14 protein-coding genes and 1 tRNA gene are annotated in these 12,454 nt (G+C 69.0%); 9 read left to right on the top strand and 6 right to left on the bottom strand.

The window, feature by feature from the left end:
• Positions 1 to 53 precede the first annotated feature (53 nt).
• The 6 genes from QQX02_RS07755 to QQX02_RS07780 all read right to left on the bottom strand — a co-directional run bounded on the left by QQX02_RS07755 (position 54) and on the right by QQX02_RS07780 (position 6,180).
• Positions 54 to 707, bottom strand: a complete 654-nt coding sequence (locus QQX02_RS07755; protein WP_367304243.1) for a response regulator transcription factor — start codon at positions 705 to 707, stop codon at positions 54 to 56.
• Positions 708 to 712: 5 nt separating this feature from the next.
• Complete coding sequence (locus QQX02_RS07760; RefSeq protein ID WP_301142276.1) at positions 713 to 2,104, bottom strand: sensor histidine kinase; 1,392 nt, start codon at positions 2,102 to 2,104, stop codon at positions 713 to 715.
• Between the two features lie 223 nt (positions 2,105 to 2,327).
• On the bottom strand, positions 2,328 to 3,086 hold the full coding sequence (locus tag QQX02_RS07765) for a hypothetical protein (protein ID WP_301142277.1): 759 nt from the start codon (positions 3,084 to 3,086) through the stop codon (positions 2,328 to 2,330).
• A gap of 51 nt (positions 3,087 to 3,137) precedes the next feature.
• Positions 3,138 to 3,962, bottom strand: a complete 825-nt coding sequence (locus QQX02_RS07770) for an ABC transporter permease (RefSeq protein WP_301142278.1) — start codon at positions 3,960 to 3,962, stop codon at positions 3,138 to 3,140.
• Entirely contained in the window at positions 3,959 to 4,834 is an 876-nt protein-coding gene (locus QQX02_RS07775) for an ABC transporter ATP-binding protein (RefSeq protein WP_301142279.1), read from the bottom strand. Before QQX02_RS07775 ends, QQX02_RS07770 begins: the two co-directional genes overlap by 4 nt.
• Before the next feature lie 86 nt (positions 4,835 to 4,920).
• Positions 4,921 to 6,180, bottom strand: coding sequence for a pyridoxal phosphate-dependent aminotransferase (locus QQX02_RS07780; protein WP_301142280.1), 1,260 nt, complete (start codon positions 6,178 to 6,180; stop codon positions 4,921 to 4,923).
• 208 nt (positions 6,181 to 6,388) lie between these two features.
• Between QQX02_RS07780 and QQX02_RS07785 the strand changes: the two genes are divergently transcribed.
• The 9 genes from QQX02_RS07785 (at position 6,389) to rplL (ending at position 12,351) form a co-directional block, all read left to right on the top strand.
• A complete protein-coding gene (locus QQX02_RS07785) occupies positions 6,389 to 7,249 on the top strand; it encodes a type IV toxin-antitoxin system AbiEi family antitoxin domain-containing protein (RefSeq protein ID WP_301142281.1) in 861 nt (286 codons plus the stop codon).
• Positions 7,250 to 7,467: 218 nt separating this feature from the next.
• Positions 7,468 to 7,540: transfer RNA gene (locus tag QQX02_RS07790), tRNA-Trp, on the top strand.
• 53 nt (positions 7,541 to 7,593) lie between these two features.
• Complete coding sequence (gene secE, locus QQX02_RS07795; protein ID WP_301142282.1) at positions 7,594 to 7,851, top strand: preprotein translocase subunit SecE; 258 nt, start codon at positions 7,594 to 7,596, stop codon at positions 7,849 to 7,851.
• A gap of 28 nt (positions 7,852 to 7,879) precedes the next feature.
• Positions 7,880 to 8,740, top strand: a complete 861-nt coding sequence (nusG, locus tag QQX02_RS07800; RefSeq protein ID WP_301142284.1) for a transcription termination/antitermination protein NusG — start codon at positions 7,880 to 7,882, stop codon at positions 8,738 to 8,740.
• Positions 8,741 to 8,800: 60 nt separating this feature from the next.
• The gene (gene rplK / locus QQX02_RS07805; protein WP_301142285.1) at positions 8,801 to 9,232 is read left to right on the top strand and encodes a 50S ribosomal protein L11; all 432 of its coding nucleotides are present in this window, start codon (positions 8,801 to 8,803) and stop codon (positions 9,230 to 9,232) included.
• A 61-nt stretch (positions 9,233 to 9,293) separates the two neighbouring features.
• Positions 9,294 to 9,992 (top strand): 50S ribosomal protein L1, encoded by a 699-nt coding sequence (gene rplA / locus QQX02_RS07810; protein WP_301142287.1) that lies wholly within the window; start codon positions 9,294 to 9,296, stop codon positions 9,990 to 9,992.
• Between the two features lie 224 nt (positions 9,993 to 10,216).
• Positions 10,217 to 11,056 (top strand): glycosyltransferase, encoded by an 840-nt coding sequence (locus tag QQX02_RS07815; protein ID WP_301142289.1) that lies wholly within the window; start codon positions 10,217 to 10,219, stop codon positions 11,054 to 11,056.
• Between the two features lie 328 nt (positions 11,057 to 11,384).
• Positions 11,385 to 11,906 (top strand): 50S ribosomal protein L10, encoded by a 522-nt coding sequence (rplJ, locus tag QQX02_RS07820; RefSeq protein ID WP_301142290.1) that lies wholly within the window; start codon positions 11,385 to 11,387, stop codon positions 11,904 to 11,906.
• Between the two features lie 61 nt (positions 11,907 to 11,967).
• Entirely contained in the window at positions 11,968 to 12,351 is a 384-nt protein-coding gene (rplL, locus tag QQX02_RS07825) for a 50S ribosomal protein L7/L12 (RefSeq protein ID WP_301142291.1), read from the top strand.
• Positions 12,352 to 12,454 lie beyond the last annotated feature (103 nt).

Raw genomic sequence — 12,454 nt, forward strand, 5'->3', positions numbered from 1 at the left:
ACCTCGGTGCTCGCGCATCGGCCGTCCGCCCGATGCGTGGAGCGCTCGTGCGCTCAGCCGACGAACCGGTAGCCCACCCCGCGCACCGTCTCGATGGCGTCTTGGCCGAGGTGGGCGCGGAGGTAGCGGATGTAGACGTCCAGGACGTTGTCGCGGGCGGCCGAGCCCCAGACGTCCTGCAGCGCGTCCGCGCGCGGCACCACCTCGCCGCCGCGGGACATCAGCAGGTGAGCGAGCTGGAACTCCCGGGGACTGAGCGGAACGTCGAGACCGTCGCAGGCGAGCGTGCGCTCGATCGGGTCGAGCTCGCATCGGCCCACCCGAATGAGCTGCGCCGCGGTCGGGTCATCCTCGGGGTGCGCGCGTGCCCGCAGGCGGATGCGCGCCACGAGCACGTCGAAGGAGAACGGCTTGGCCATGTAGTCGTCGGCGCCGCGCTCGAGCCCCCTGACCGTGTCCTCGGCGGACGTGCGCGCGGTCAGGATGATGACGGGCAGGTCGGAGCCGGCCGCCCGCAGCTTCCGCAGCACGGTGAAGCCTTCCTGGTCCGGCAGGCCGATGTCGAGCACCATGATGTCGAAGTCGCCCTCGAGCGCGAGCCGCAGCCCCTCGCGGCCGGTGCGCACCGCCGTCGCGTCGATGTCTGCCGTGCGCAGACCCTTGACGAGGGTCTCGACCAGCCTGGTCTCGTCCTCCACCAGCAGCATCCTGATCACGTCGCATCTCCGTTCCTCGGCAGCACCAGTGTGAAGGTCGATCCCTCTCCGAGGCGCGATTGCACCGCGAGTCGTCCGCCGTGGGCGATCGCGATCGCGGACGCGATGGGCAGTCCGAGCCCCGTGCCCTCGGTTTCAGGATCCACGCGATGGAACCGCTCGAGCACCCGCTCCTGATCGGCGGGAGCGATCCCACGGCCCTGGTCCCTGACCCACAGGTGGATCTCGTGGCGAAGCACCCGCGATCCCAGGCCGACGGTGGAGCCGGGCGCGGAGAACTTCACGGCATTGGCGGCCAGCTGCAGCCATGCCTGCGTGATGCGCTGCGCATCCACCAGCAGCGTCGCGTCGCCCTCGGCGTCCAGGTGCCAGTCCCTGTCGCCCAAGGCCTGTGCGCGCGCGAAGGTCGTGGACGTGAGCTCGCCGAGCGCGACGCTCTCCCGAAGCACGAATTCCGGGCGGTCGGACTTCGCGAGGGTGACGAGGTCGTCCACCAGCCGCGACATCATGTCGACCTCGTCCAGCAGATCGCTCTGCATGCGGAGCACCTCCTCCGGATCCCGTGGCTCGATGAGCTCGAGGTTGGTGCGCATGATCGCGAGGGGCGTGCGCAGTTCGTGGGAGGCGTCGTCGAGCAGGCGGCGCTGGTCGGCGAACGCGCGCTCGAGCCGGTCGAGCATGGCGTTCACCGTGCGCGACAGGCGGGCGAGGTCATCCTGTCCCGAGACCGGGATCCGCTCGGCGAGATCGTGCTCGCTGATGTGGCGGGCCTTCCCCTCGAGCACGGAGATGGGGCGCAGCATCCGCCCCACCGTCGTCCAGGCGATGACGCCGATCATCGCGAGCGCGAGCAGGGCCACGAGCGCATAGATCTGGAACGTCTCCGACAGGTTCTTCACGAGCGCACCTCGGTTCGTCGCGATCGTGAACACCGCCACGGTGTCGCCGTCGGGCTCGACGATCGGGACCGCCGCGAAACGGTAGTCCGCCATGTCTGTGACGGCCTCGTGCACCACCACGCGGTCAGCTGCGTGCTCATCGGCGATGCGCAGGAAGTCGGGGTCATCCTCGAGCCGCAGGCGCTGGGGGTACGAGGGAACGAACCGGGCGACCGTACCGACGTGCGCCACCGCGCTCTCGGTGGGGCTGGCCACCACGCGGATCATGGCCTCGCGCATGAGGTCCTCCGACGACGCGTACGGCTCACCCGTGGTGGGGTCAGGCGCCTCGGCGAGCTCGATGAACGCCTCGGTGCGGAGCGCCAGTCCATCGACGATGGTCGCGTCGATCCGGGACCGCTCGATGCCGTAGGCGGTGATGCCGGCGATGGTGAGGGCGGCCATCGTGAGCACCACGAGGTAGGCAAGCACCCGCGCCCGGACTGACATGCGTCGAGCCGGGTGTGCGATGAGTGCGAACAGGCGCGCGATGAGAGCCTCCTGCGCCTACGCTAGCGTCCCCGCGCTCGCGGCCGGACGTGCGAGCGACCGGTATGCGGTGGCCGGTGCGTGCGGTCGGCGCGGTGTGTGGTTGGCGCGGTGTGTGGTCGGTGCAGTGTGCGGGTGCTGCGGCGGCGAAGGCGCGGCGCGGGGTGCGTCGAGCGCCGGGGTCTCAGCGACCGCCGTCGCGACGCTCGGCGTGATCGGACCACGCGTCGCGCGGAGCCTTCCACTCGCCGTGGAACTCGTCGCTGCGCTCACGCCATCCCTCGCGGTCACCCTCGTCGGGGCCCTGCCAGGAGTCACGTGGCTCGCGCATGTCGCCGTGGCCGTCGTCCCACGCACGGTCCCTGTCGCGCTGGTGCTGATCGCGCTCGTCGACATGCTGCTGCCACTCCTCGCGGCGCTCGTCGCCCGAGTTCGACCAGGTCCCGCGCTCGCGGTCCCACGAGTCCACGTCCCAGCCGCATTCCTGCGCGGTCGCGTGCCACGCGCTCGCCCACTCGTCGACCGCACGCTTCCACTCGCGGGGGTCGGCGCCATCCGTGGGTCGCGAGGGCTTCGTCGGCCACTCGCACGAGGGGGTCGTGGTCGACGGTGCGGGGGTGGTGCGGTCAGGCGGGTCGGCGGGTGCGGCGGAGCGGTCGTGGTGGTCGTGACGCTCGTCGCACACTCCTTGGTCGCTGCACTTGAGCGCCGCGGAACCCACTTCGACGGGCGCCGGGAGGACGACGTCGGTGTCGGTGGCCGCATCGCCCGCCTCGACGGGGGCGGTCACAGAGGCGGGGTCCTCCTGGCTCAGCTCGACGGCGGAGGCAACCGGCGCATCGGCCGGTGGCCCCACCATGGCGCTCGCGGTGCCCGCGACGACGAAGCTGACGCCGAGGAAGCCTGCCGCGACTGCGATCGTGCGGAAGCTGGGACGATTCATGCGTCCAGTATGGGCGAAGCGTCCTGAGCCTGCTCTCAGACGGACGGGATGCTAGCTGTCGTCGGAGCGCATCCAGCGGAATGTGCGAATCGCTACGACGAGGCCGAGCACGAACCACACCGTGAGCATGATGGCGGTCATGGGGTGCTCCCACGACCCATTGGCCTCTTGGGCTTCGAAGTACTCCGGCAGGAACACCGAGCGCATTCCCTGCGCGAGCCACTTGAGCGGGAAGATCTCCGCGACCGTCTGCAGGTAGGTGGGCAGCTGGGTGAAGACGAAGAAGACCCCCGAGGTGAACTGCAGGAACAGCACCACCGGCGTCAGGATCGCGGATGCGGCCTTGCCGTTGCGCAGGAGCGAAGACGTGGCGATGCCCACGGCGGACGAGGCGGCGGTGCCCAGCAGGAAGACCCAGGTGAAGGTCCACCAGCGGGACGCATCGGTGGGGAGACTGACGTCGTACAACAGGACGCCGAGCGTCAGCAGGATCGCGATCTGCACGATCGAGACGAGCAGCACCTGCGTGATCTTGCCGGTGAAGTATCCCGTCGCGGGCAGGGGAGTGGCGTAGATGCGCTTGAGCAGATCCTCGTCGCGGTCGATCGACAACGAGATCGCCAGCGACTGGAACCCGGTGTTCAGGATTCCGGTCGCGATCATGCCCGCGAGGAAGTACTGCGAGAACGTCACATCTGTGTCGCCCAGCGTCTGGCCGCCGAAGATGGTGCCGAACAGCACGAGGAAGATCATCGGGAACGCGAAGATGAAGATCATCTGCTCGCGCGACCGGGTGAACTCCTTGAGTTCGAGCACCATGCGATCCGCGACCAGCGATCCCCAGCTCGGCGACCGCCGTGTCTCGAGCGCGCTCATGCCGTCACCTCCTTTGCGGCGTCGGCGTCGGCCTGGGCCGCGCCAATGAGTTCCAGGTAGACATCCTCGAGGGACGGGTGCGTGACCTGAAGCCGTGGGATCTCGCCGTCGTGGCGTGAGAGCAGGTCTCGGAGGAAGGCGGTGGGCGTCGGGGTGGGCTCCCGCCGGAGGGTGCCGTCCTCGTTCCAGCTCACCCACGCGTCGGTCGCCCGGGCGCGCAGGCCCTCGGGCGTGTCCAGGGCGACCATGGTGCCGTTGGCGATGATGCCGATGCGGTCCGCGAGTCGATCCGCCTCGTCGAGGTAGTGAGTGGTCAGCAGGATGGTCGTCCCCTGATCACGGAGGGACTCGATCAGCGTCCAGAACTGGCGCCGAGCCTCGGGATCGAAGCCGGTGGTGGGCTCGTCGAGGAACACCAGCTCCGGGTTGCCCATCACTGCGAGCGCCACCTCCAGGCGTCGTCGCTGGCCGCCGGAGAGCAGCCGCGGCTTCTCATTCGCCTTCTCGGTGAGTCCCACGGTCGCGAGCGTCTCGTCGATGTCTCGCGGGTTCGGGTAGAGGCGGGCGGCATGGTGAAGGGCTTCGCGCGGCGTGAGGACGGTGCTGCCGCTGGTCGACTGCAGCATCACGCCGAGGCGCTCGCGCCAGTGTCGGGTGGGGTGCGCGGGGTCAAGGCCGAGGACCGTGACCTCGCCCGCGGTGCGCTTGCGGAACCCGCCGAGAATCTCGACCGTGGTCGACTTGCCGGCCCCGTTCGGCCCCAGCAGGGCGAAGACCTCGCCGCGATGGACCTCGAGGTCGATCCCGTCGACCGCGTTCTTGGCTCCGTAGGTCTTGCGCAGACCCGCGATCTCGATGGCTGGTGTCGTCATGCCCCGAGGCTAGCGAGGACCAGCCCCGCCCGCGCATCGGCCGTCCGACGGATCTCGTGTGACCGGTGTGATGACTGTCGCCGCGCCTACTCCGCCAGCAGGGCCTGAATGCGGCCCACGCCCTCGGCGAGGTCGTCGTCCCCCAGCGCGTAGCTGAGGCGGGCGTATCCCGAGGGACCGAACGCCTCGCCGGGAACGATCGCCACCTCGGCCTCCTCGAGGATGATGGTCGCGAGCTCGGCGGAGGTGGTGGGCACCTTGCCGCGGATCTCGCGCCCCAGCACGCCCTCGACCGATGGATAGGCGTAGAACGCGCCCGTGGGCGTGGGCACCTCGAAGCCGTCGATCTCGCGCAGCATCTTCACCATCGTCGTGCGACGGCGGTCGAAGGCCGCCCTCATCATCTGGACCTCGTCCAGGCCGCCCTGAAGTGCGGCGATCGCGGCCCGCTGCGACACGTTCGCGACGTTCGAGGTGAGGTGGCTCTGGAAGTTGGTCGCCGCCTTGATGGCGTCCGCGGGGCCCACCATCCAGCCCACGCGCCAGCCGGTCATCGCGTAGGTCTTGGCGACGCCGTTGACGACGATGCAGGTGTCGGCCAGGGCGGGCACCACCGAGAGGATCGGCGTGAACTCGGCGTCGTCATACAGCAGGTGCTCGTAGATCTCGTCGGTGATGACCCAGATGCCGTGCTCGAGCGCCCACTCGCCAATGGCCTTGGTCTGCTCGCGGGAGTACACCGCACCGGTGGGGTTCGACGGGCTGCAGAACAGCATCGCCTTGGTCGCGTCGGTGCGCGCCGCCTCGAGCTGCTCCACGGTCACCAAGTAGTCCTGATCGGCGCCGGCGAACACCTCGACCGGGGTCGCTCCGGTCAGGGAGATCGCCTCGGGATAGGTGGTCCAGTACGGCGCGGGGAGGAGGACCTCGTCGCCCGGGTCGAGCACTGCGGCGAAGGCCTGGAACACGGCCTGCTTGCCGCCGTTGGTGACCAGCGTGGTCGCCGGGTCGATCTCGTATCCCGAGTCGCGCAGTGTCTTGTCCGCGATCGCCTGTCGGAGCTCGGGGAGGCCCGCCGCCGGCGTGTAGCGGTGGTTGCGGGGATCCTTGGCGGCCTCGATCGCGGCATCCACGATGAACTGCGGCGTCGCGAAGTCGGGCTCGCCAGCGCCGAACCCGATGACCGGGCGGCCTGCGGCCTTGAGCGCCTTGGCCTTGGCGTCGACGGCGAGGGTGGCGGACGGCGCGATGGCACCGAGGCGGGCGGAGATGCGGTTCTTGGCGGTCACGGTCCCGATTGTTCCATGTCCACGCGTCGTTGTGGATTCCGCCGGTCGCCCTCGCATCGGCCGCGTGGCGTGTGGACTGATGTTCCGATCTGCCGTGGGTGCGGACACGGCTTGCGAAGTTTCACGACTGATCAATGCGTGGGGCGTCAGTCGTGGGCCATATCGCCCACGCCGAGTTCCGTCCCCGCCCGAGGTCGCCGGGGCCTATCCACTGGGCTCAGGATGCGGCCGCACGTGTGCCGGTCGGTGACGACAGGATCGGCCCATGATCACGGAGGAACGACTGCGCGTGCGTGGCGGGGCGGCGCGGACGGGGTCGCTGCGGGCAGCCGGCGTCCCCGAGCGCGCCATCAGAGCGGCGGTCGCACACGGCAGCGTGCGCCGCGTCAGCCGGGGCGTGCTGGCGCTGCCCGACGCCGACCCCCGCGTGATTGCTGCCGTCGCGCTCAGCTGTCGTCTCACCTGCGTGAGCGCGCTCGAACTGCTCGAGGTGTCCCTGGTCGCCCCCTCCAAGAAGGCCCACATCGCGGTGCCAAGCGCTCATACGACAGCGCGGCGAGCGTGGCGCGGAGTGCGGCGGCACTACCGAAGCGACGCTCGACCGCCCGACGCTGGCGGCGCTCCTGTCGAGACGGTCGCCCAGGCACTCGACGATGCAGGGCGGTGCTTGGACGAAGGGTCACACCTGGTCGCCGTCGACTCGGCGCTCCATCAAGGGCTCGTGACCGCAGCCGATGTCGCGGCGTTTCGCGCGAGCACCGCTGCGCGTCGGGCCTTCCTGCTGGCCCACGCCGACGGCCGGGCCGAGTCGGTCGGCGAGACCCTTGCGAGACTGAGCTGCGTGCGCCAGGGGCTGCAGGTGCACCCGCAGCGCTTCCTCCCAGGCGTGGGGCGGGTCGACCTCGTGGTCGGGGAAAGGGTGGTGGTGGAGATCGACGGCCGCAGCTTCCACAGCGACCCGGTCGCCTTCCGACGCGACCGCATGCGCGGACGGGCGGTGGTGAAGGAGGGAATGCCGGTGCTGCGCTACGCTCACGCGGAGCTCCTCGGGGCCGATGCGGTTGACGTCGGAGACGAGGTCGTACAGTGGTTCGCGGGTGCAGGTTCGGCACTGATGATCAGCTGACCATCAGTCCGAGGCCTTCCGGCGAGGCTTCGGCGCTCATCCAGCTGGGGCCATCAGTGCGGACGGTGCAGCCATGTGCCCGCGGACGATGCGGGGCCCGGGTTCGCAATCCCGGGCAGGAACCCGTACTATTGCCATTCGGCGATTGACACACGTCATGATGGCTCGCGCCTTCGTACGGGTGGCTGATCGCCAGTCGGGGGCCCCACCGCCCCCGGAGGGCAGTGGCGCAATTGGTAGCGCATCGGTCTCCAAAACCGACGGTTGGGGGTTCGAGTCCCTCCTGCCCTGCAGATCGCGGCGCGTCCGCGTGAGTCCAAACCCCACAAGCGAAGGATGACCCGGTGAGCGAATCTGCCGTGACGGATTCCGGAGAGACGGACCCGCGGCACGAATCCCGCGAGGGCCGGAACCTCTTCGGTCGTATCGCGCTGTTCGTGCGTCAGGTGATCTCTGAGCTGAAGCGCGTGGTCACCCCGACCCGTGAAGAGCTCATCCGGTACATCTGGGTCGTCCTGGCCTTCGTCGCCGTGATGATGCTCATCGTGTTCGCGATGGACTTCGTGTTCAACTGGCTCGCAGCGAAGGTATTCGGCGGCTGACCGCCGTCTGAGAAGGAAGTGGTGACTGGTGAGTGACGACAAGCTCGACTCCGCCGGCGACAAGCTCGATGAGCTGGTTGCCGACATTGCGGAGGCGACCGACCGCGCGCAGGCAGCGGCCGACGAGCCCGCTGAGGAGACCACTCCGGCGGTCGACGAGGCGGCTCTTTCGGACGCCCCGGCCGACGCGGTGGTCGAGGGCGACGACGACACCGTCCCCGACGATGACCCCGTCGCGGCAGCAGAAGAGGTCGCCGTCGAGCCCGTTGAGGACGCGCCGGTCGAGCCCGTGGACGACCCGGGCGAGGAGTTCCGCGCCGAACTGCGCATGCAGGACGGCGACTGGTACGTGGTCCACAGCTACTCGGGACACGAGAAGCGCGTGAAGCAGGCCATCGAGCACCGCCGCGAGAGCCTTCACATGGAGGACTACATCTTCCAGGTCGAGGTTCCCATGGAGGACGTGGCCGAGATCAAGGGCGGCCAGCGCAAGCTCGTCAACCGCGTCCGCATGCCCGGCTACGTCCTGGTGCGCATGTACCTGACGGACGAGTCGTGGGGCACTGTCCGCAACACTCCCGGCGTCACCGGGTTCGTGGGCCACGCCCACCAGCCCGTGCCGCTCACGCTCGACGAGGTGTACGGGATGCTCGCCCCCGCAGAGAAGGCCGCGGCCGCGGCGGAGGAGGGCGCTGAGCCCCAGTCCAGCCAGGTCGAGGTCGACTTCGTGGTCGGTGAGTCGATCACCGTCATCGATGGTCCGTTCGCCACACTGCCCGGCACCATCTCCGAGATCAACGTGGAGTCTCAGAAGCTCCACGTCCTCGTTTCCATCTTCGGCCGGGAGACCCCGGTCGAGCTGGCGTTCAACCAGGTCACGAAGATCTAGCGAACCCAGCACGTCAGGCGGCATCCGCCGCTACGAATCACAGAAGGACCCGAATCCATCATGGCAGCACCGAAGAAGAAGGTCGCTGGTCTGATCAAGCTACAGATCCAGGCCGGCGCCGCCAATCCTGCGCCGCCCGTGGGCCCCGCCCTCGGACAGCACGGCGTCAACATCATGGAGTTCTGCAAGGCCTACAACGCGGCCACCGAGTCGCAGCGCGGCAACGTGATCCCTGTGGAGATCACGGTCTACGAAGACCGTTCCTTCACGTTCATCACGAAGACCCCGCCGGCAGCAGAGCTCATCAAGAAGGCCGCTGGCGTCGCCAAGGGCTCCGGAGTTCCGCACACCGAGAAGGTCGGTTCGCTGACCGACGCTCAGGTGCGCGAGATCGCCGAGCAGAAGATGGCCGACCTCAACGCCAATGACATCGACGCCGCCGCGAAGATCATCGCGGGCACTGCGCGTTCGATGGGCATCACCGTCAACTAGCACCACCCAGTGGGAGGGGGCGCGCTGCCCCGCACCACGACTGCACAGGAAAGAGAAGCAGATGTCCAAGCGCTCCAAGGCTTACCGCGACGCCTCACAGCTCGTCGACCGCAGCCAGCTCTACAGCCCCATCGAGGCCGTGCGCCTCGCCCAGAAGACGGCCTCCAAGAACACCGACTCGACCATCGACGTCGTGTTCAAGCTCGGCGTCGACCCGCGTCACGCGGACCAGTCGGTCCGCTCGACCGTCATCCTGCCCCACGGCACCGGCAAGACCGCTCGGGTCCTGGTCTTCGCCAACGGTGACAAGGCAGAGGCGGCTCGCGAGGCGGGCGCCGACATCGTCGGCGGCGACGAGCTCATCGAAGAGGTCATGGGCGGCCGTCAGGACTTCGACGCCGTCGTGGCCACCCCGGACCTCATGGGCAAGGTGGGCCGGCTGGGCCGCGTGCTCGGCCCGCGTGGCCTCATGCCAAACCCCAAGACCGGCACCGTCACCATGGATGTGGTGAAGGCCGTGTCCGACATCAAGGGCGGAAAGATCGAGTTCCGCGTCGACAAGCACGCCAACCTCCACACGGTGATCGGCAAGGCTTCGTTCGGCGACGACAAGCTGCTCGAGAACTTCCAGGCCGTGCTCGACGAGGTCCAGCGCGCCAAGCCCTCGGCCTCGAAGGGCCGCTACATCATCAAGGCCGCGATCTCCGCGACGCAGGGACCGGGCATTCCGGTCGATGCCGCGGCGAAGGCCGACAAGTAGCGCAGGCACTTCACAGACCGCGCTCGAGCGGCGTCCGGCGACCCCGGGCAACACGCTTTCGAGAGCGCGTGCTGCGCAGCGGCCCTGATCGGGCAGGCGCGCAGCACCGGGCCCGGCTCCTCACCCCCCCTGAGGAGTCGGGCCTTCTCGCGTCTGAGGCGCGATTGGTACGTTGTGGCGCGAGGTCCTCGTCACTCGAGCGTGGACCAGGACCGGGAGGCACCATGCGGAACGACGAGGCCTCGGCGACGAGACGACTGACGGTCGGGTACTCGACGCTTGCGCATCGCGTGGGCGCGATCCAGCCTGCGCCCTGGTGGGACGAGGCCGACGTGGTGGTCGTGGTGCAGACGGGCGGCGCGAGCACCGAGGCGACCGCGTCCTTGAGCGTCGAGCTGCAGCGGCTCGAGCAGGCGGGCGCCCGCACGGCGACGCTCGACTCGATCGGGGTGGCGCGCTCGCGCAATGAGGTGCTGCGCCGCGCACGGACCCGGTGGGTGCTGTTCAGCGACGACGACGTGACGATCGACATGGGCGGCGTCCGGCTCGTCGTGGACCGGATGGAGGCGCAGGGCCTCGCCCTGGGACTGGGACGGGCGGTCGGTGCCGACGGTCAGCTCCGCAAGCGGTTCGCGGAGCACGAGGAACCGCTCACGTTGTTCAACTCCGCAAAGGCGGCGACCTACGAGATGGTCGTGGACGTCGAGCGCACGCGCAAGCACGACGTGTGGTTCGACGAGTCCTATGGCGCCGGTGCAGAGAACTACCTCGGGGACGAGTACATCTTCATCGTGGACGTGCTGCGTGCAGGCCTGACCGGCCGTGCGATTCCTCAGGTGATCGCCACTCACCCGGTGGAGAGCTCGGGCTCGCGGTGGGGGACACGCGAGGACACCGATGCGAGGGCGGCGGTGCTCGACCGCGTGTTCGGACGCTGGGCGCTCCTCAGCAAGGCCGGCTTCGCGGCGCGCCACCGCACGAGGCTGGGCGGCGTCCGCGGGGCGTGGCGACTGCTGCGCTCGACCCCCCGCAGTCGCTCACGCCGTCGCTCTCAGGACCGCTGAGGCGGCCCCAGCCGGCCGGCGCATCGGCGCTCCCGCACCGCGCATCGGCCGTGTGTTTGCTTCCACCCGCGCCGTCCCGTACTCTTGGAAGGCCCAAGACCGCCGGTTGTCGGCCCTGGTTCGCCAGGAACGACCGAAGCTTCGCGTCAGCGGAGTCCAGCGCAGGTGAGACGAACACGCAGAAGCGTGCATCGACGGGCGGCCCTCCGGCCGCCCTTCGCATGTGCGGCCGATGCTTGCGAGCCCCGCCTGTGGTGGGGCTCTTTTGCTGTCCGGGCAGGCCGCCTCTCCCACGAGGCGCTGACGGTCACACTATGGAAGGACAACTATGGCGACGCCAGACAAGGTGGCGGCAGTCGAGGAGATCGCGAATCGTTTTCGCGAGTCCAACGCTGTCGTGATCACCGAGTACCGCGGCCTGTCGGTCCCGCAGCTCGCAGAGCTGCGCCGCACGCTCAGCGGTGCCGCGACGTACCGTGTCGCGAAGAACACCCTCACGGCGCTCGCGGCCAAGGAGGCCGGTGTCGAGGGTCTGAACGACCTCTTCGTCGGTCCCACGGCCATCGCATTCGTCACCGGTGACCCGGTGGAGGCTGCGAAGGGCCTGAAGGATTTCGCAAAGAAGAACGATTCCCTCGTCATCAAGGGCGGCGTGCTGGAAGGCAACGTCCTGACGGCCGAGGAGATCAACAAGCTCGCAGACCTCGAGTCTCGTGAGGTCCTGCTCGCCAAGGCAGCGGGCGCCATGAAGGCGACGCTCTTCGGCGCGGCATACCTGTTCCAGGCACCGCTCGCTCAGGCGGCGCGTGCTGTCGACGCCCTGCGTGCCAAGCAGGAAGACGCGGCGTAACGCCGCGTTCCCCGTATAAGCAAACCCCTGCTCACGCAGACCCAACAGTAAGGAAGACATCATGGCTAAGCTCTCCACCGAGGAGCTCATCGAGCAGTTCAAGGAGCTCTCGCTCATCGAGCTGTCCGAGTTCGTGAAGGCGTTCGAGGACACCTTCGACGTCACCGCTGCCGCCCCCGCCGCCGTGGCCGTTGCCGGCCCCGCAGGCGAGGCCGCCGAGGCCGTCGAGGAGCAGACCGAGTTCGACGTCATCCTCGCCGCCGTCGGCGACAAGAAGATCCAGGTCATCAAGGAGGTGCGCGCGCTCACGTCGCTCGGCCTCGGTGAGGCCAAGGCTGTCGTGGACGAGGCCCCCAAGGCCGTCCTCGAGGGCGTCAAGAAGGAAGAGGCCGAGAAGGCCAAGGAGCAGCTCGAGGCTGCCGGCGCGACGGTCGAGCTCAAGTAGCACGACCCCCGTCACGCGAAGCCGGGTCGCCCTTCGGGGCGGCCCGGCTTTTCGCATGCGCGGCCGATGCGGGGGCGGGTCACGATCGGGTGGCGCTGCGGCG

This window comes from Demequina muriae, assembly GCF_030418295.1.
GTDB classification, from domain to species: domain Bacteria; phylum Actinomycetota; class Actinomycetes; order Actinomycetales; family Demequinaceae; genus Demequina; species Demequina muriae.